General features: G+C 54.1%; 19 protein-coding genes. 16 read left to right on the top strand and 3 right to left on the bottom strand.

The window, feature by feature from the left end; translation table 11 throughout:
* Positions 1–163 precede the first annotated feature (163 nt).
* The 7 genes from eutH to eutR are packed head-to-tail and all read left to right on the top strand — an operon-like array spanning position 164 to position 7,339.
* Positions 164–1,390 (top strand): ethanolamine utilization protein EutH, encoded by a 1,227-nt coding sequence (gene eutH / locus A1SC_RS12945; RefSeq protein WP_000512411.1) that lies wholly within the window; start codon positions 164–166, stop codon positions 1,388–1,390.
* A complete protein-coding gene (gene eutA, locus A1SC_RS12950) occupies positions 1,387–2,790 on the top strand; it encodes an ethanolamine ammonia-lyase reactivating factor EutA (RefSeq protein ID WP_001097493.1) in 1,404 nt (467 codons plus the stop codon). Before eutH ends, eutA begins: the two co-directional genes overlap by 4 nt.
* An 11-nt stretch (positions 2,791–2,801) precedes the next feature.
* On the top strand, positions 2,802–4,163 hold the full coding sequence (gene eutB, locus A1SC_RS12955; RefSeq protein WP_001516843.1) for an ethanolamine ammonia-lyase subunit alpha: 1,362 nt from the start codon (positions 2,802–2,804) through the stop codon (positions 4,161–4,163).
* Positions 4,164–4,183: 20 nt separating this feature from the next.
* Positions 4,184–5,071 (top strand): ethanolamine ammonia-lyase subunit beta, encoded by an 888-nt coding sequence (gene eutC, locus A1SC_RS12960; protein WP_000372306.1) that lies wholly within the window; start codon positions 4,184–4,186, stop codon positions 5,069–5,071.
* A 9-nt stretch (positions 5,072–5,080) separates the two neighbouring features.
* A complete protein-coding gene (gene eutL, locus A1SC_RS12965) occupies positions 5,081–5,740 on the top strand; it encodes an ethanolamine utilization microcompartment protein EutL (protein ID WP_001111029.1) in 660 nt (219 codons plus the stop codon).
* A 12-nt stretch (positions 5,741–5,752) separates the two neighbouring features.
* On the top strand, positions 5,753–6,241 hold the full coding sequence (gene eutK / locus A1SC_RS12970) for an ethanolamine utilization microcompartment protein EutK (RefSeq protein ID WP_001516840.1): 489 nt from the start codon (positions 5,753–5,755) through the stop codon (positions 6,239–6,241).
* 45 nt (positions 6,242–6,286) lie between these two features.
* Complete coding sequence (eutR, locus tag A1SC_RS12975) at positions 6,287–7,339, top strand: HTH-type transcriptional regulator EutR (protein ID WP_001516839.1); 1,053 nt, start codon at positions 6,287–6,289, stop codon at positions 7,337–7,339.
* Between the two features lie 5 nt (positions 7,340–7,344).
* On the opposite strand, the gene hemF is transcribed toward eutR, so the two are convergent.
* A complete protein-coding gene (hemF, locus tag A1SC_RS12980; RefSeq protein ID WP_016262236.1) occupies positions 7,345–8,244 on the bottom strand; it encodes an oxygen-dependent coproporphyrinogen oxidase in 900 nt (299 codons plus the stop codon).
* A gap of 3 nt (positions 8,245–8,247) precedes the next feature.
* Entirely contained in the window at positions 8,248–9,117 is an 870-nt protein-coding gene (gene amiA / locus A1SC_RS12985) for an N-acetylmuramoyl-L-alanine amidase AmiA (protein WP_000102901.1), read from the bottom strand.
* A 213-nt stretch (positions 9,118–9,330) separates the two neighbouring features.
* On the opposite strand from amiA, the gene A1SC_RS12990 reads away from it, so the two are divergent.
* From A1SC_RS12990 to yfeX, 4 genes are all read left to right on the top strand, one after another.
* Entirely contained in the window at positions 9,331–9,756 is a 426-nt protein-coding gene (locus tag A1SC_RS12990; protein ID WP_000405994.1) for a GNAT family acetyltransferase, read from the top strand.
* Positions 9,743–10,192 (top strand): DUF2919 domain-containing protein, encoded by a 450-nt coding sequence (locus A1SC_RS12995; RefSeq protein WP_010379003.1) that lies wholly within the window; start codon positions 9,743–9,745, stop codon positions 10,190–10,192. Before A1SC_RS12990 ends, A1SC_RS12995 begins: the two co-directional genes overlap by 14 nt.
* 60 nt (positions 10,193–10,252) lie before the next feature.
* A complete protein-coding gene (locus tag A1SC_RS13000; RefSeq protein ID WP_016262235.1) occupies positions 10,253–10,828 on the top strand; it encodes an RpoE-regulated lipoprotein in 576 nt (191 codons plus the stop codon).
* Between the two features lie 93 nt (positions 10,829–10,921).
* Complete coding sequence (gene yfeX, locus A1SC_RS13005) at positions 10,922–11,821, top strand: porphyrinogen peroxidase (protein WP_000084587.1); 900 nt, start codon at positions 10,922–10,924, stop codon at positions 11,819–11,821.
* A gap of 265 nt (positions 11,822–12,086) precedes the next feature.
* Here yfeX and murQ read toward each other — a convergent pair whose 3' ends face one another.
* Positions 12,087–12,983 (bottom strand): N-acetylmuramic acid 6-phosphate etherase, encoded by an 897-nt coding sequence (murQ, locus tag A1SC_RS13010; protein WP_001175637.1) that lies wholly within the window; start codon positions 12,981–12,983, stop codon positions 12,087–12,089.
* A 229-nt stretch (positions 12,984–13,212) separates the two neighbouring features.
* Here murQ and ucpA point away from each other — a divergent pair, with 229 nt between their 5' ends.
* From ucpA to cysA, 5 genes are all read left to right on the top strand, one after another.
* Positions 13,213–14,004, top strand: coding sequence for an SDR family oxidoreductase UcpA (ucpA, locus tag A1SC_RS13015; RefSeq protein ID WP_000517453.1), 792 nt, complete (start codon positions 13,213–13,215; stop codon positions 14,002–14,004).
* A 157-nt stretch (positions 14,005–14,161) separates the two neighbouring features.
* Positions 14,162–15,178: a thiosulfate/sulfate ABC transporter substrate-binding protein CysP gene (cysP, locus tag A1SC_RS13020; RefSeq protein WP_016262234.1), complete on the top strand. Its 1,017-nt coding sequence runs from the start codon at positions 14,162–14,164 to the stop codon at positions 15,176–15,178.
* Positions 15,178–16,011, top strand: a complete 834-nt coding sequence (gene cysT / locus A1SC_RS13025) for a sulfate/thiosulfate ABC transporter permease CysT (RefSeq protein WP_000458417.1) — start codon at positions 15,178–15,180, stop codon at positions 16,009–16,011. Before cysP ends, cysT begins: the two co-directional genes overlap by 1 nt.
* Positions 16,011–16,886 carry a sulfate/thiosulfate ABC transporter permease CysW gene (gene cysW, locus A1SC_RS13030; protein ID WP_016262233.1) on the top strand — a complete coding sequence of 292 codons (876 nt, stop codon included), beginning with the start codon at positions 16,011–16,013 and terminating at the stop codon, positions 16,884–16,886. Before cysT ends, cysW begins: the two co-directional genes overlap by 1 nt.
* A complete protein-coding gene (gene cysA / locus A1SC_RS13035) occupies positions 16,876–17,973 on the top strand; it encodes a sulfate/thiosulfate ABC transporter ATP-binding protein CysA (RefSeq protein WP_000021087.1) in 1,098 nt (365 codons plus the stop codon). Before cysW ends, cysA begins: the two co-directional genes overlap by 11 nt.
* Positions 17,974–17,986: the final 13 nt, after the last annotated feature.

The raw sequence follows: 17,986 nt of genomic DNA, 5'->3' as shown, positions 1-17,986 counted from the left end.
AGGGTGGATAAGGCGTTCACGCCGCATCCGCCAGTGGCGCGGTGCAGATGCCGGATGCGACGCTTGTCGCGTCTTATCCGGCCTACAGGATTGCATATGCAGGGCGGATAAGGCGTTCACGCTGCATCCGCCAATAAATAATAACTAACAGGGAGTAAAGGCGATGGGAATTAATGAAATCATCATGTACATCATGATGTTCTTTATGCTGATAGCTGCCGTAGACAGGGTTCTGTCGCAGTTCGGCGGTTCAGCGCGTTTCCTCGGTAAATTCGGTAAAAGCATTGAGGGATCGGGCGGCCAGTTTGAAGAAGGCTTTATGGCAATGGGCGCTCTGGGTCTGGCGATGGTTGGTATGACCGCGCTTGCGCCTGTACTGGCACACGTACTTGGGCCGGTAATCATCCCGGTTTACGAAATGCTCGGCGCAAACCCGTCAATGTTCGCCGGAACACTGCTGGCGTGCGATATGGGCGGCTTCTTCCTCGCCAAAGAACTGGCGGGCGGCGATGTGGCAGCGTGGCTATACTCTGGGTTAATTCTCGGGTCGATGATGGGGCCAACGATTGTGTTTTCCATTCCGGTGGCGCTTGGCATCATCGAACCGTCTGACCGCCGTTATCTCGCACTCGGCGTGCTGGCCGGTATTGTGACCATTCCGATTGGTTGTATCGCCGGTGGTCTGGTGGCGATGTATTCCGGTGTGCAGATCAACGGCCAGCCGGTGGAATTTACCTTCGCGCTGATCCTGATGAATATGATCCCAGTGATCATTGTCGCGATTCTGGTGGCGCTGGGGCTGAAATTCATCCCGGAAAAAATGATCAACGGTTTCCAGATCTTCGCCAAATTTCTCGTGGCATTAATCACCATCGGTCTTGCCGCTGCGGTGGTGAAATTCCTGCTTGGCTGGGAACTGATCCCCGGTCTTGATCCCATCTTTATGTCTCCTGGCGACAAACCCGGCGAAGTGATGCGCGCCATTGAAGTGATCGGATCGATTTCCTGCGTTCTGTTGGGGGCGTACCCGATGGTGCTGCTGCTGACCCGCTGGTTTGAAAAACCGCTGATGAGTGTCGGTAAGCTGCTGAATATGAACAATATTGCGGCGGCGGGGATGGTGGCGACGCTTGCCAACAATATCCCGATGTTCGGCATGATGAAGCAGATGGATACCCGCGGCAAAGTGATCAACTGTGCCTTCGCCGTTTCCGCTGCCTTTGCCCTGGGCGACCACTTAGGTTTCGCCGCTGCCAACATGAACGCCATGATCTTCCCGATGATTGTCGGCAAGCTGATCGGCGGTGTTACGGCGATTGGCGTGGCGATGATGCTGGTGCCAAAAGAAGATGCGACCACGGCTAAAACCGAAGCGGAGGCGCAATCGTGAACACTCGCCAGCTACTGAGCGTCGGTATCGATATCGGCACCACCACCACCCAGGTGATCTTCTCCCACCTGGAACTGGTTAACCGTGCGGCAGTGTCGCAGGTGCCGCGTTACGAATTCATCAAACGCGAAATTAGCTGGCAAAGCCCGGTGTTCTTTACCCCTGTCGACAAACAGGGCGGATTAAAAGAAGCGGAACTGAAAACTTTAATCCTTGAGCAATATCAGGCTGCGGGCATTGCACCGGAGAGCGTCGATTCCGGTGCCATTATTATCACCGGCGAAAGCGCGAAAACCCGCAATGCCCGTCCGGCGGTGATGACGCTCTCTCAATCGCTGGGCGATTTTGTCGTCGCCAGTGCCGGACCGCATCTCGAATCGGTGATTGCCGGGCACGGTGCCGGAGCGCAAACCCTCTCTGAACAACGGTTATGTCGGGTGCTGAATATCGATATCGGTGGCGGCACGGCGAACTACGCCCTGTTCGATGCCGGAAAAATCAGCGGGACTGCCTGCCTCAACGTCGGCGGTCGGCTGCTGGAAACCGACTGCCAGGGGCGCGTGATTTACGCTCATAAACCGGGGCAGATGATTGTGGATGAGTGCTTCGGCACAGGCACTGACGCCCGTTTACTGACCGGTGCGCAGTTGGTGCAGGTTACCCGGCGGATGGCGGAACTGATTGTCGAAGTGATTGAAGGAACGCTCTCGCCGCTCGCGCAGGCATTGATGCAAACCGGTTTGCTGCCCGCAGGCGTTACGCCCGAAATCATTACTCTTTCTGGCGGCGTGGGCGAATGTTATCGCCATCAGCCCGCTGACCCGTTCTGTTTTGCCGATATTGGGCCGCTGCTGGCAACAGCGCTGCATGACCATCCGCGCCTGCGTGAGATGCGCGTGCAGTTTCCGGCGCAAACCGTGCGCGCCACGGTGATTGGCGCGGGTGCGCATACCCTTTCGCTCTCTGGCAGCACTATCTGGCTGGAGGGCGTGCAACTGCCGCTGCGCAATTTGCCGGTGGCGATCCCGATTGATGAAACGGATCTGGTGAATGGCTGGCAACAGGCGCTGATTCAGCTCGATCTTGATCCCAACTCTGACGCGTACGTGCTGGCGCTTCCCGCCGGGCTTCCCGTGCGTTACGCCGCGGTACTGACGGTCATCAACGCGCTGGTCGATTTCGTCGCGCGTTTTCCGAATCCGCATCCCCTGCTGGTGGTGGCCGGGCAGGACTTTGGTAAAGCTCTGGGCATGTTGCTGCGCCCACAGCTACAACAACTCCCGTTGGCAGTCATTGACGAAGTGATTGTTCGCGCGGGGGACTATATCGACATTGGTACGCCTCTTTTTGGCGGATCGGTTGTGCCGGTGACGGTGAAATCACTCGCATTTCCTTCCTGAGGGAACGACTTATGAAACTAAAGACCACATTGTTTGGCAATGTTTATCAATTCAAGGATGTAAAAGAGGTGCTGGCGAAGGCCAACGAACTGCGTTCGGGGGATGTGCTGGCGGGGGTTGCGGCAACAAGCTCGCAGGAGCGGGTAGCGGCAAAGCAGGTGTTGTCGGAAATGACCGTGGCGGATATCCGCAATAACCCGGTGATTGCCTATGAAGAAGACTGCGTGACGCGGCTGATTCAGGATGACGTTAACGAAACGGCCTACAACCAGATTAAAAACTGGAGCATCAGCGAGCTGCGTGAGTACGTCCTGAGCGACGAAACCAGCGTTGATGATATTGCCTTTACCCGTAAAGGGCTGACCTCGGAAGTGGTCGCGGCGGTGGCGAAGATTTGCTCTAACGCGGATCTGATCTACGGCGCAAAGAAAATGCCGATTATCAAAAAGGCCAATACCACCATCGGTATTCCAGGCACTTTCAGCGCCCGTTTGCAGCCAAACGATACCCGTGATGACGTACAAAGTATCGCCGCGCAAATCTATGAAGGGCTTTCCTTCGGGGTAGGCGATGCGGTGATCGGCGTCAACCCGGTGACGGACGATGTGGAAAACTTAAGCCGCGTGCTGGACACCATCTACGGGGTGATCGACAAATTCAACATTCCGACTCAGGGCTGCGTGCTGGCGCACGTCACCACCCAGATTGAAGCGATTCGTCGCGGCGCACCGGGCGGGCTGATTTTCCAGAGTATTTGTGGCAGCGAGAAAGGGCTGAAAGAGTTCGGCGTGGAACTGGCAATGCTGGACGAAGCCCGCGCAGTGGGCGCAGAGTTCAACCGTATCGCCGGGGAAAACTGCCTCTACTTCGAAACCGGACAAGGTTCTGCACTCTCCGCTGGTGCCAACTTCGGTGCAGATCAGGTGACGATGGAAGCGCGTAACTACGGGCTGGCGCGTCATTACGATCCGTTTATCGTCAACACCGTGGTCGGTTTTATTGGGCCGGAGTATCTCTACAACGACCGGCAGATTATCCGTGCGGGCTTAGAAGATCACTTTATGGGCAAGCTGAGCGGCATTTCTATGGGCTGTGACTGCTGCTACACCAACCACGCTGACGCTGACCAGAACCTCAACGAAAACCTGATGATCCTGCTCGCTACCGCAGGCTGCAACTACATCATGGGGATGCCACTGGGTGACGACATCATGCTCAACTACCAGACCACGGCGTTCCATGACACCGCTACTGTGCGTCAGTTACTGAATCTGCGTCCGTCACCGGAGTTTGAACGCTGGCTGGAAAGCATGGGCATTATGGCAAACGGTCGCCTGACCAAACGGGCGGGCGATCCGTCACTGTTCTTCTGATGACGCGGAGATAACACATCATGGATCAAAAACAGATTGAAGAAATTGTACGCAGCGTGATGGCGTCAATGGGACAAGCGGCCGCCGCGCCGTCAGAAGCAAAATGCGCCACCACAACCTGTGCAACACCGGTGACCTCGGAAAGCTGCGCGCTGGATTTAGGTTCTGCTGAAGCGAAGGCGTGGATTGGCGTTGAAAATCCGCATCGCGCAGACGTATTAGCCGAACTGCGCCGCAGCACCGTGGCCCGCGTCTGTACCGGTCGTGCCGGTCCGCGTCCGCGTACCCAGGCGCTGTTGCGTTTCCTGGCCGACCACTCGCGCTCTAAAGATACGGTGCTGAAAGAGGTGCCGGAAGAGTGGGTGAAAGCGCAGGGGCTGCTGGAAGTACGTTCTGAAATTAGCGACAAAAACCTTTATCTGACGCGCCCGGATCTGGGACGTCGTCTGTGTGCGGAAGCCGTCGAGGCTTTGAAAGCGCAATGTGTCGCCAATCCTGACGTGCAGGTCGTTGTCTCCGATGGTCTGTCTACGGATGCCATCACTGTGAACTACGAAGAAATTCTGCCGCCGCTGATGGCGGGCTTGCAACATGCGGGGCTAAAAGTCGGCACGCCGTTTTTTGTGCGTTATGGTCGCGTGAAAATTGAAGACCAGATTGGCGAGCTTCTTGGCGCGAAAGTGGTGATCCTGCTGGTGGGCGAACGTCCGGGGTTAGGGCAGTCAGAGAGCCTCTCCTGCTACGCCGTTTACTCACCGCGTATGGCAACTACCGTGGAAGCCGATCGCACCTGTATCTCTAACATTCACCAGGGCGGCACGCCGCCGGTTGAAGCCGCAGCCGTCATTGTGGATTTGGCGAAACGTATGCTGGAGCAGAAAGCATCCGGCATCAACATGACCCGATAAGGAGGCATCATGCCAGCTTTAGATTTGATTCGACCGTCGGTCACTGCCATGCGGGTGATTGCCTCCGTTAACGCTGATTTTGCGCGTGAACTGAAATTGCCGCCGCATATTCGTAGCCTCGGGCTGATTTCCGCCGATTCTGATGATGTCACCTACATTGCGGCTGATGAAGCGACAAAACAGGCGATGGTTGAAGTGGTGTATGGTCGCTCGCTGTATGCCGGCGCGGCGCACGGCCCGTCACCGACTGCCGGTGAAGTATTGATTATGCTCGGCGGGCCAAACCCGGCGGAAGTGCGTGCCGGTCTGGATGCGATGGTCGCGCATATTGAAAACGGCGCGGCGTTCCAGTGGGCGAACGATAAGCAAGATACGGCATTCCTCGCTCATGTGGTTTCGCGTACCGGTTCTTATCTCTCTTCCACTGCAGGCATTACGCTCGGTGATCCGATGGCGTATCTGGTGGCACCGCCGCTGGAAGCGACCTACGGCATTGATGCTGCGTTGAAATCTGCTGATGTGCAACTGGTGACTTATGTTCCGCCACCGTCAGAAACCAACTATTCAGCGGCATTTTTGACCGGTAGCCAGGCAGCGTGTAAAGCGGCCTGTAACGCCTTTACTGATGCAGTGCTGGAAATCGCGCGTAATCCAATCCAACGTGCGTAACGGAGGTTGCCGATGAACAATGCACTGGGTTTGTTGGAAGTTGACGGCATGGTCGCCGCAATCGATGCGGCAGATGCCATGCTGAAAGCGGCAAACGTGCGTCTGCTCAGTCATGAAGTGCTTGACCCCGGTCGCTTAACGCTGGTGGTGGAAGGCGATCTGGCGGCGTGTCGTGCGGCGCTGGATGCCGGTTATGCCGCCGCAATGCGTACCGGGCGAGTTATCAGCCGCAAGGAAATTGGTCGACCTGATGATGACACCCAGTGGCTGGTTGCTGGCTTTAACCGACAGCTAAAGCAACCTGGCGCGCCAGCGATCGTCACGGAATCTGCCGACGAGTTGTTGGCGTTGTTAACATCAGTACGTCAGGGAATGACGGTCGGAGAAGTTGCCGCCCACTTTGGCTGGCCGCTGGAAAAAGCCAGAAATGCGCTCGAACAGCTCTTTTCTGCCGGGACGTTGCGTAAACGCAGTAGTCGTTATCGTCTCAAGCCCCATTAACCTGTCGGAGGTGCCGGGTGTCATATAACACCCGGCATTAACATCATGAAAAAGACCCGTACAGCCAACTTGCACCATCTTTATCATGAACCCTTACCCGAAAATCTGAGGCTCACGCCGAAGGTTGAAGTGGATAATGTTCATCAACAACAGACAACAGATGTCTATGAACATGCTTTGACAATTACCGCCTGGCAGCAGATTTATGATCAACTGCATCCGGGAAAGTTTCATGGTGAATTTACGGAAATCCTGCTTGATGATATTCAGGTTTTCCGTGAATACACCGGTCTGGCGCTGCGCCAGTCGTGTCTGGTCTGGCCGAACTCATTCTGGTTTGGTATTCCGGCGACGCGCGGTGAACAGGGATTTATCGGTTCGCAATGTCTGGGAAGCGCAGAAATAGCCACGCGGCCCGGCGGCACTGAGTTTGAATTAAGTACGCCGGACGATTACACCATTCTTGGCGTGGTGATCTCGGAAGATGTCATTTCCCGTCACGCAAACTTTCTGCATAACCCGGAAAGGGTGCTGCATATGTTGCGTAATCAGTCGGCGCTGGAAGTGAAGGAGCAGCATAAAGCCGCACTGTGGGGCTTTGTTCAACAGGCGCTGGCGACGTTTTGCGAGAACCCGGAGAACTTACATCAATCCGCTGTGCGTAAAGTGCTTGGCGATAACTTGTTGTTGGCGATGGGAGTGATGCTGGAAGAAGCGCAGCCAATGGTGACGGCGGAAAGCATCAGCCATCAGGGCTATCGACGATTGCTTTCCCGCGCCCGCGAATATGTGCTGGAGAATATGTCCGAACCGGTAACGGTGCTGGACTTGTGCAATCAACTGCACGTCAGTCGCCGCACCTTACAAAACGCATTTCACACTATTTTGGGCATTGGCCCGAACGCGTGGCTGAAACGCATTCGCCTGAACGCCGTGCGCCGCGAGCTGATAAGCCCGTGGTCGCAAAGTCTGACGGTAAAAGACGCCGCCATGCAGTGGGGATTCTGGCATCTTGGGCAATTTGCGACGGATTATCAGCAACTGTTTGCCGAGAAGCCATCACTGACGCTGCATCAGCGGATGCAGGAGTTAGGGTGATGAAATTACACCCAATCCCTGACCTGAATAAATTTACTCAACGCCGCTTCCGGGCTGCCTTCTTCCGGTTGATAATCGTACTCCCAGCGTACCAGTGGCGGCATTGACATCAGGATTGATTCGGTGCGCCCGCCGGTTTGTAAGCCAAACAGCGTACCGCGATCCCAGACCAGGTTGAATTCGACATAACGACCGCGACGGTAGAGCTGGAAATTGCGCTCGCGCTCGCCATATGCCATTGCTTTACGTCGCTCAACAATCGGCAAGTATGCGTCGGCGTAACCTTTGCCTACCGCCTGCATAAAGGCGAAGCAGTGGTCGAAGTCTGGCGTGTTCAGGTCATCAAAGAACAGCCCGCCAATGCCGCGCTGTTCATTGCGATGTTTAAGGTAGAAGTATTCGTCGCACCACTTTTTGTAGCGTGGATAAACATCTTCGCCAAATGGCAGGCACAGGTCGCGGGCGGTGCGGTGCCAGTGAATGGCGTCTTCTTCAAAGCCATAGAAAGGGGTTAAGTCAAAACCACCGCCAAACCACCAGACGGGATCGACACCCGGTTTTTCGGCAATAAAAAAGCGCACATTGGCGTGGCTGGTGGGAACATACGGATTATGCGGATGCACTACCAGCGATACACCCATCGCCTCGAAACTGCGCCCGGCAAGTTCCGGGCGATGAGCAGTGGCAGAAGCGGGCATCGCGTCGCCGTGGACGTGAGAAAAGTTGACGCCCGCCTGTTCGAAAACACCACCATTACGCAACACCCGGCTACGCCCGCCGCCACCAGCTTCGCGCTGCCAGCTATCTTCGGCAAACTGTGTGCCATCTACGGCGCTCAGTTGCTGGCAAATTGTATCCTGAAGGTTGAGCAGGAACTGTTTAACCTGGTGTGCGTCGGGCTTCATAACTTACCGTTTTTTCGAGTGTGCTTTCTGGTTGTCAAACCAATGGAAATAACTGATCACGCCTTCGGCAATGGCAGAGGCGATTTTCTGACGAAACGCCGCCGTGCCTAACAGTCGCTCTTCTTCCGGGTTGGTGATAAATGAGGTTTCCACCAGCACCGAAGGAACCGACGGTGATTTCAACACCACAAACGCGGCTTGTTCGGTGTTGCGGCTGTGCAGCTTATGCACTGGTTTAATCTTCTTCAGAATATGCGAGCCAAGCGTCAGGCTGTTTTTAATGGTATCTGTTTGCACCAGATCAAACAGCACTTGCTGCAATAGATGATCCCTGTCAGTCGCTTTTTTCCCGGCGACTTCATCAGCGCGGTTTTCGCGTTCCGACAAATATTTTGCCATCGCACTACTCGCGCCACGGTTGGAGAGGGCAAAGACCGATGCCCCCGCGGCTTTCGGGTTGGTGAAGCCGTCGGCGTGAATTGACATAAACAGATCTGCGCCATGCTTATGGGCGATTTCAACGCGATCGTACAGTGGAATAAACGTATCGCCAGAACGCGTTAAACGCGCATCAATGCCATGATTGCGCAAAATAGAACGGACATTTTTGGCGATTGCCAGCACCACGTGTTTTTCTTTTGATCCGTTGCGACCAATCGCACCGGTATCAATCCCGCCGTGACCTGGATCGAGAACGACTACCCGTTTGCCTCCGGCTTTTTTGGCTTTCGGCTTACTGTGTCCGTTACTGGTTTTTAAAGGTTCTTCTTTGGCGATGGCTTGCGACATTCCTGACAACGTCAGGGCAGCCAATCCGGCTTTCAGCACCTGGCGGCGCGAAGTGAGTGTTTTTAGTGGTTTAAAAGTGCTCATACGGCCTGAGTTGTAATAATAAAGTTCCAGATGTTATATCGTATCGCGTAATCCGTTACGACGGTTTGCTGGTGAGAATTGTTTTACTTTTCATTTCAATAAATGACAACGCGTCATTATGCCACTTTTTCAACCGATTTTCGTCAGATATTGGCTAATTCGGTCGTTCACGCCATAATCACCCTTTTAACCCCCAAAAAGGTAACTCATACCATGGAGATACGCGTATTTCGCCAGGCAGATTTCGAAGAGGTCATCACCCTTTGGGAGCGTTGCGACTTGCTGCGTCCGTGGAACGATCCGGAAATGGACATCGAGCGCAAGATGAACCATGACGTCAGTTTGTTCCTGGTCGCGGAAGTTAACGGCGAAGTAGTGGGAACGGTGATGGGCGGTTATGACGGGCATCGCGGGTCTGCTTATTATCTTGGCGTGCATCCGGAGTTTCGCGGGCGTGGAATTGCCAATGCATTGCTTAATCGGCTGGAGAAAAAGCTTATTGCTCGCGGCTGTCCGAAAATTCAGATCAATGTACCGGAAGACAACGATATGGTACTCGGAATGTACGAACGCCTGGGATATGAACACGCCGATGTGCTGAGTCTGGGTAAGCGTTTGATTGAAGATGAAGAGTACTGAGTTTCATCCTGTCCATTATGATGTGCACGGACGCCTGCGTTTACCCTTCCTCTTCTGGTTTGTGCTATTGCTTCAGGCGCGAACCTGGGTGCTGTTTGTCATTGCCGGTGCGTCGCGCGAGCAGGGCACTGCGCTGCTGAATCTGTTTTATCCCGATCACGATAATTTCTGGCTGGGGTTGATACCGGGCATTCCGGCGGTGCTGGCATTCTTACTGAGTGGTCGGCGGGATACGTTTCCCCGTATCTGGCACGTGCTCTATTTTCTGTTGCTGTTGGCGCAGCTCGTTTTGCTTTGTTGGCAACCGTGGCTGTGGCTAAATGGTGAATCCGTCAGCGGTATCGGTCTGGCGCTGGTTATCGCGGATATTGTGGCGTTAATCTGGCTGTTGACCAATCGACGTTTACGCGCTTGTTTTGTGGAAGAAAAAGAATAACGGCACTTTTTTGCAAATTCGCACTCCAAGCAACGTTATTGAATAACCAAAGGAAGTGACATGAAATCGCTGCGTTTAATGTTATGCGCTATGCCGTTGATGCTGACCGGCTGTTCCACCATGTCGTCAGTTAACTGGTCTGCCGCTAATCCGTGGAACTGGTTTAGCTCGTCCACTAAAGTGAGCGAGCAAGGCGTTGGCAAATTAACGGCGTCCACGCCACTACAAGAACAAGCCATTGCCGATGCGCTTGATGGTGATTATCGGCTGCGCAGCGGAATGAAAACCGCGAACGGTAATGTGGTGCGCTTTTTTGAAGTGATGAAGGGCGACAGCGTGGCGATGGTTATCAACGGTGATCAAGGTACAATCAGCCGCATTGATGTCTCAGATAGCGATATTCCTGCTGACACGGGGGTTAAAATCGGTACACCGTTTAGTGACCTTTACAGCAAAGCATTTGGCAATTGCAAAAAAGCAGACGGTGATGATAATCGTGCCGTCGAATGTAAAGCCGAAGGCAGTCAACATATTAGCTACCAGTTTAGCGGTGAGTGGAGTGGTCCTGAAGGGTTAATGCCTTCTGACGATACCCTGAAAAACTGGAAAGTCAGTAAAATCATCTGGCGGCGTTAATTTGCGTCTGAACAAACCGTCGCCACAAAAAACACGTAAAATAGCGCTCAACAATGCCACGGATTGCGTGGCATTCTTATTTCAGGAGGAACAATGTCTCAGGTTCAGAGTGGCATTTTGCCAGAACATTGCCGCGCGGCGATTTGGATCGAAGCCAACGTAAAAGGGGAAGTTGATGCCCTGCGTGCGGCCAGTAAAAACTTTGCCGATAAACTGGCAACCTTTGAAGCAAAATACCCGGACGCGCATCTTGGCGCGGTTGTCGCCTTTGGCAACAACACCTGGCGTGCTCTGAGCGGCGGCGTGGGAGCCGAAGAGCTAAAAGATTTTCCGGGTTACGGAAAAGGTCTTGCGCCGACGACCCAGTTCGATGTGTTAATCCACATTCTTTCTCTGCGTCACGACGTAAACTTCTCCGTGGCCCAGGCGGCGATGGAAGCCTTTGGCGGCTGCATTGAGGTAAAAGAAGAGATCCACGGCTTCCGTTGGGTGGAAGAGCGTGACCTGAGCGGCTTTGTTGACGGCACGGAAAATCCGGCGGGTGAAGAGACGCGTCGCGAAGTGGCGGTCATCAAAGACGGTGTGGATGCGGGCGGCAGCTATGTGTTTGTGCAGCGCTGGGAACACAACCTGAAGCAACTCAACCGTATGAGCGTTCACGATCAGGAAATGATGATCGGCCGTACTAAAGAGGCCAACGAAGAGATCGATGGCGATGAGCGTCCGGAAACTTCTCACCTGACCCGTGTTGATCTGAAAGAAGATGGCAAAGGCCTGAAGATTGTTCGCCAGAGCCTGCCATATGGCACCGCCAGCGGCACGCACGGCCTGTACTTCTGCGCTTACTGTGCACGTTTGCATAACATTGAGCAGCAGTTGCTGAGTATGTTTGGCGATACCGATGGCAAACGTGACGCAATGTTACGTTTTACCAAACCAGTCACTGGCGGCTATTACTTTGCACCGTCGCTGGACAAACTGATGGCGCTGTAAGTTTTACTCACGCACTTGTAGCGTCTTGCCGGATGCGGCGTAAATGCTTAATCCGGCGTGTAAGATCGTTCAAACTTAATAAATTGCAGTCAACCTGTAGGCCCGATAAGCGTAGCGCATCGGGCTGTTTTGTCTCTAAGCTACTGCTTAGTCCAGATTGACGTTATGGCAGCCAAAGAGCGTGGTGTAAACAGCACGGCACAACTGAGCGGATCACTGCTCAGGTGTATGAACAGCCAGGAGATGTCTTCAAATTTGTCATGGGTTATTCCCTGTCTAAAACCTGACGAATAAAGCCATTGTATTGATCCAGTTGTTTTTTCGCTTCTGCGGCATCGAGATTTTTCAGCACCATCACAATGGCCGTTTTGCAGTGACGGTCGCAGGCAATCAATGCCGCTTCCGCTTGTTCCTCGCTACATCCGGTCGCGTTTTTGACGATATTGATCTGGCGCACGTGCAATTTTTCGTTGGTGGCGACCACATCGACCATCAGGTTGCCAAACACTTTGCCTGACTTAATCATCAGCCCGGTGGAGAGCATGTTGAGCACCAGTTTCTGCGCCGTACCTGCTTTCATCCGCGAAGAACCGGTAACCACTTCAGCCCCGACGACTGGCGTAATAGCAAACTCTGCGGTGGTGGAAACCGCGCTTCCCGGATTACAGGAAATACCGACCGTACGGCAACCCAACTGGCGCGCGTATTCCAACCCGGCAATCACATATGGCGTGCGTCCACTGGCGGCAATACCAACCACCACATCCTGCGCCGTTAAAGTAATATTTTTCAGATCGTTGATGCCGCCTTCCCGGCTGTCTTCCGCGCCTTCCACCGCGTGCTGGATGGCATATTCGCCGCCAGCAATCAAACCAACGACCAGACCTGGTTTCACGCCGTAAGTGGGGGGGCACTCGCTGGCATCGAGAATACCCAGACGACCGGAAGTTCCCGCGCCGAGATAAATCAGACGACCGCCGCCGCTCACCTGGGTGTGGATAACATCAATCGCCGCTGCGATATCCGGTAGTACGCGCTCAACGGCGAGCGGTACGGTTTTATCTTCTTCGTTAATGATCCGACACATTTCCAGCGTCGATACGCGGTCAATTTCAGCAGAGGCATTGTTGGAGCCTTCAGTAATCATCTTTTCAAGTTGCATAGGCAATCACCTTAAATATTTGTCTTCAAATAATTTCATCTGGCGTGAATCATATCTCCCTGCCTGATTATGTACAGCAGTGAATTCGCGCAATGGCTGAGTTGTGGTTATGGGTGATTTTACTTAAGATTTCCCTGAATTTAGATCCACTCCTCAGCATTGATCTGTCATTCAGGTATGGTAGGGACAATAGGGCGTAATGCTCTGTATTCAAAAGGAGAAACTTGAAATGGGTAAACTCACGGGCAAGACAGCACTGATTACGGGCGCATCGCAAGGTATTGGCGAAGGTATTGCCAGAACCTTTGCGCGTCATGGCGCAAACCTAATCTTGCTGGATATCTCCCCTGAGATTGAAAAGCTGGCAGACGAGCTGTGTGGTCGCGGTCATCGCTGTACGGCGGTAATTGCCGATGTACGCGACCCGGCGTCGGTTACGGCAGCGATCAAGCGCGCGAAGGAAAAAGAAGGGCGCATTGATATTCTGGTGAATAACGCAGGTGTTTGCCGTCTGGGTAGTTTTCTGGAAATGAGCGATGACGATCGCGATTTCCATATTGATATCAATATCAAAGGCGTGTGGAACGTCACGAAGGCAGTTCTACCGGAGATGATTGCCCGCAAAGATGGTCGCATTGTGATGATGTCTTCGGTTACTGGCGATATGGTGGCCGATCCGGGCGAAACGGCGTATGCCTTGTCGAAAGCGGCGATTGTTGGCCTGACCAAATCGCTGGCAGTGGAGTATGCTCAGTCGGGGATTCGCGTTAACGCAATCTGCCCTGGTTACGTGCGCACGCCAATGGCGGAAAACATCGCTCGCCAGTCGAATCCGCAAGATCCGGAATCAGTACTGACTGAAATGGCGAAAGCAATTCCGCTGCGTCGCCTCGCTGATCCGCTGGAAGTAGGCGAGCTGGCAGCCTTTCTGGCGTCGGATGAGTCCAGCTATTTAACGGGTACACAGAATGTGATCGATGGCGGCAGCACACTGCCAGAGACGGTCAGCGTCGGCATCTGATTCACCTCTGTTTCCTCCCTGCATCAGTGGGGAGGATTTCGCCTTATTCTCTTTTTAACTTCCAAATCACCAAACGGTATATAAAACCGTTACTCCTTTCACGCCCGTTATAAATATGATGGCTATTAGAAAGTCATTAAATATATAAGGGTGCGCAATGGCCGTTAACTTACTGAAAAAGAACTCTCTCGCGCTGGTCGCTTCTCTGCTGCTGGCTGGCCACGTGCAGGCAACGGAACTGCTGAACAGTTCTTATGACGTCTCCCGCGAGCTGTTTGCCGCCCTGAATCCGCCGTTTGAGCAACAATGGGCAAAAGATAACGGCGGTGACAAACTGACGATAAAACAATCTCATGCCGGGTCATCAAAACAGGCGCTGGCGATTTTGCAGGGCTTAAAAGCCGATGTTGTAACTTATAACCAGGTGACCGACGTGCAGATCCTGCACGACAAAGGCAAGCTGATCCCGGCGGACTGGCAGTCGCGCCTGCCGAATAACAGCTCGCCGTTCTACTCCACGATGGGTTTCCTGGTGCGTAAGGGCAACCCGAAGAATATCCACGACTGGAACGATCTGGTGCGTTCCGACGTGAAGCTGATTTTCCCGAATCCGAAAACCTCCGGTAACGCGCGTTATACCTACTTAGCAGCGTGGGGCGCAGCCGATAAAGCGGACGGCGGCGATAAAGCCAAAACCGAACAGTTTATGACCCAGTTCCTGAAAAACGTTGAAGTCTTCGATACCGGCGGTCGTGGCGCGACCACAACCTTTGCCGAGCGTGGCCTGGGCGATGTACTGATTAGCTTTGAATCGGAAGTGAACAACATCCGCAAACAGTATGAAGCGCAGGGTTTTGAAGTGGTGATTCCGAAAACCAATATTCTGGCGGAATTCCCGGTGGCATGGGTGGATAAAAACGTGCAGGTCAACGGTACGGAAAAAGCCGCAAAAGCTTATCTGAACTGGCTCTACAGCCCGCAGGCGCAAACCATCATCACCGACTATTACTACCGCGTGAATAATCCGGAAGTCATGGACAAGCTGAAAGATAAATTCCCGCAGACCGAACTGTTCCGCGTGGAAGATAAGTTTGGCTCCTGGCCAGAAGTGATGAAAACCCACTTTACCAGCGGCGGTGAGTTAGACAAGCTGTTGGCTGCGGGGCGTAACTGATGTTTGCAGTTTCTTCAAGACGCGTGCTGCCGGGCTTTACCTTAAGCCTTGGCACCAGTCTGCTGTTTGTGTGCCTGATATTGTTACTGCCGCTTTCCGCGCTGGTGATGCAGCTTTCTGAGATGAGCTGGGCGCAGTACTGGGAGGTGATCACCAATCCGCAGGTGGTCGCGGCCTACAAAGTGACGCTGCTGTCAGCGTTTGTGGCATCGATTTTTAACGGCGTTTTCGGTCTGTTAATGGCGTGGATCTTAACCCGCTATCGCTTTCCGGGGCGCACGCTGCTTGATGCGCTGATGGATTTACCCTTCGCGCTACCGACAGCGGTCGCGGGTTTAACCCTGGCGTCGCTCTTTTCCGTGAACGGTTTTTACGGCGAATGGCTGGCGAAGTTTGATATCAAAGTGACCTATACCTGGCTGGGGATCGCGGTGGCGATGGCCTTTACCAGCATTCCGTTTGTAGTGCGAACCGTGCAGCCGGTACTGGAAGAATTAGGGCCGGAATACGAAGAAGCGGCAGAAACGCTCGGCGCAACACGTTTACAGAGTTTCCGCAAAGTGGTGCTGCCGGAGCTTTCTCCGGCGCTGGTGGCGGGCGTGGCGCTGTCGTTTACCCGTAGTCTTGGTGAGTTTGGCGCGGTGATATTTATCGCCGGGAACATCGCCTGGAAGACGGAAGTAACGTCGCTGATGATTTTTGTTCGCTTACAGGAATTTGATTACCCGGCGGCGAGCGCGATTGCTTCGGTGATCCTCGCAGCATCGCTGCTGCTGCTGTTCTCTATTAACACTCTGCAAAGTCGCTTCGGTCGGCGTGTGGTAGGTCATTAATGGCGGAAGTTACACAGTTGAAGCGTTATGACGCGCGCCCGATTAACTGGGGCAAATGGTTTTTGATTGGCACCGGGATGCTGGTGTCGGCGTTCATCCTGCTGGTGCCGATGATTTACATCTTTGTGCAGGCATTCAGCAAGGGAATCATGCCGGTATTACAGAACCTGGCAGACCCGGACATGCTGCACGCCATCTGGCTGACGGTGATGATTGCGCTGATTGCTGTGCCGGTGAACCTGGTGTTCGGCATCCTGTTGGCCTGGCTGGTGACGCGTTTTGATTTTCCGGGGCGTCAGTTGCTGCTGACGCTGCTGGATATTCCGTTTGCGGTGTCGCCGGTAGTCGCCGGTCTGGTGTATCTGCTGTTCTACGGCTCCAACGGCCCGCTGGGCGGCTGGCTTGACGAACATAATCTGCAAATTATGTTCTCCTGGCCGGGAATGGTGCTGGTGACTATCTTCGTGACGTGTCCGTTTGTGGTGCGTGAACTGGTGCCGGTGATGTTAAGTCAGGGCAGCCAGGAAGACGAAGCGGCGATTTTGCTTGGCGCGTCTGGCTGGCAGATGTTTCGCCGCGTTACGTTGCCGAACATCCGCTGGGCGCTGCTGTATGGTGTGGTGCTGACTAACGCCCGCGCGATTGGCGAGTTTGGTGCGGTATCGGTGGTTTCCGGCTCGATTCGCGGCGAAACCCTGTCGCTGCCATTACAGATTGAATTGCTGGAGCAGGACTACAATACCGTCGGCTCCTTTACCGCCGCCGCGCTGTTGACGCTGATGGCGATTATCACCCTGTTTTTAAAGAGTATGTTGCAGTGGCGTCTGGAGAATCAGGAAAAACGCGCGCAGCAGGAGGTACATCATGAGTATTGAGATTGCCAGGATTAAGAAGTCATTTGGTCGCACCCAGGTGTTGAACGATATCTCACTGGATATTCCTTCTGGTCAGATGGTCGCGTTACTGGGGCCGTCCGGCTCCGGGAAAACCACGCTGCTGAGGATTATCGCCGGGCTGGAGCATCAAACCAGCGGGCATATTCGCTTCCACGGCACCGACGTCAGCCGCCTGCACGCGCGCGATCGTAAAGTGGGATTTGTGTTCCAGCATTACGCGCTGTTCCGCCATATGACGGTGTTCGACAACATCGCCTTTGGCCTGACGGTGCTGCCGCGTCGAGAGCGCCCAAATGCGGCGGCGATCAAAGCGAAAGTCACCCAGTTACTGGAGATGGTGCAGCTTGCTCATCTGGCAGATCGTTATCCGGCGCAGCTTTCTGGTGGTCAGAAACAGCGTGTGGCGCTGGCGCGTGCGCTTGCCGTGGAACCGCAAATTCTGTTGCTTGATGAACCGTTTGGCGCGCTGGATGCGCAGGTGCGTAAAGAACTGCGTCGCTGGCTGCGTCAGCTTCACGAAGAGTTGAAATTTACCAGTGTGTTCGTCACTCACGATCAGGAAGAGGCGACTGAAGTTGCCGATCGTGTGGTCGTGATGAGCCAGGGCAATATCGAACAGGCGGATGCGCCGGATCAGGTCTGGCGTGAACCGGCGACCCGCTTTGTGCTCGAATTTATGGGCGAAGTGAACCGCTTACAGGGAATTATTCGCGGCGGGCAGTTCCACGTTGGCGCGCATCGCTGGCCGCTGGGGTATACGCCTGCATATCAGGGGCCGGTGGATCTCTTCCTGCGTCCGTGGGAAGTGGATATCAGTCGCCGCACCAGCCTCGATTCGCCGCTGCCGGTACAGGTACTGGAAGCCAGTCCGAAAGGACACTACACCCAATTAGTCGTACAACCGCTGGGGTGGTACAACGAACCGCTGACAGTTGTGATGCATGGCGATGACGCCCCGCAACGCGGTGAGCGTTTATTCGTTGGCCTGCAACATGCGCGCTTGTATAACGGCGATCAGCGTATTGAAACCCGCGATGAGGAGCTTGCTCTCGCACAAAGCGCCTGATAGGTTGAGTAAA

The organism is Escherichia sp. KTE52 (genome assembly GCF_000408325.1).
Taxonomy (GTDB): Bacteria; Pseudomonadota; Gammaproteobacteria; order Enterobacterales; family Enterobacteriaceae; genus Escherichia; species Escherichia marmotae.
This window is presented reverse-complemented; position numbering and strand designations above follow the sequence as displayed.

Bases quoted from the DNA above. Each gene is read 5' to 3' on its own strand.
- A1SC_RS13000 (WP_016262235.1), top strand. From the start codon at position 10,253: ATGAAATCGCTGCGTTTAATGTTATGCGCTATGCCGTTGATGCTGACC.
- yfeX (WP_000084587.1), top strand. From the start codon at position 10,922: ATGTCTCAGGTTCAGAGTGGCATTTTGCCAGAACATTGCCGCGCGGCG.
- eutB (WP_001516843.1), top strand. From the start codon at position 2,802: ATGAAACTAAAGACCACATTGTTTGGCAATGTTTATCAATTCAAGGAT.
- amiA (WP_000102901.1), bottom strand. From the start codon at position 9,117: ATGAGCACTTTTAAACCACTAAAAACACTCACTTCGCGCCGCCAGGTG.
- A1SC_RS12990 (WP_000405994.1), top strand. From the start codon at position 9,331: ATGGAGATACGCGTATTTCGCCAGGCAGATTTCGAAGAGGTCATCACC.
- cysA (WP_000021087.1), top strand. From the start codon at position 16,876: ATGAGTATTGAGATTGCCAGGATTAAGAAGTCATTTGGTCGCACCCAG.
- eutL (WP_001111029.1), top strand. From the start codon at position 5,081: ATGCCAGCTTTAGATTTGATTCGACCGTCGGTCACTGCCATGCGGGTG.
- eutC (WP_000372306.1), top strand. From the start codon at position 4,184: ATGGATCAAAAACAGATTGAAGAAATTGTACGCAGCGTGATGGCGTCA.
- cysP (WP_016262234.1), top strand. From the start codon at position 14,162: ATGGCCGTTAACTTACTGAAAAAGAACTCTCTCGCGCTGGTCGCTTCT.
- A1SC_RS12995 (WP_010379003.1), top strand. From the start codon at position 9,743: ATGAAGAGTACTGAGTTTCATCCTGTCCATTATGATGTGCACGGACGC.
- eutH (WP_000512411.1), top strand. From the start codon at position 164: ATGGGAATTAATGAAATCATCATGTACATCATGATGTTCTTTATGCTG.
- cysT (WP_000458417.1), top strand. From the start codon at position 15,178: ATGTTTGCAGTTTCTTCAAGACGCGTGCTGCCGGGCTTTACCTTAAGC.
- eutR (WP_001516839.1), top strand. From the start codon at position 6,287: ATGAAAAAGACCCGTACAGCCAACTTGCACCATCTTTATCATGAACCC.
- ucpA (WP_000517453.1), top strand. From the start codon at position 13,213: ATGGGTAAACTCACGGGCAAGACAGCACTGATTACGGGCGCATCGCAA.
- hemF (WP_016262236.1), bottom strand. From the start codon at position 8,244: ATGAAGCCCGACGCACACCAGGTTAAACAGTTCCTGCTCAACCTTCAG.
- cysW (WP_016262233.1), top strand. From the start codon at position 16,011: ATGGCGGAAGTTACACAGTTGAAGCGTTATGACGCGCGCCCGATTAAC.
- eutK (WP_001516840.1), top strand. From the start codon at position 5,753: ATGAACAATGCACTGGGTTTGTTGGAAGTTGACGGCATGGTCGCCGCA.
- murQ (WP_001175637.1), bottom strand. From the start codon at position 12,983: ATGCAACTTGAAAAGATGATTACTGAAGGCTCCAACAATGCCTCTGCT.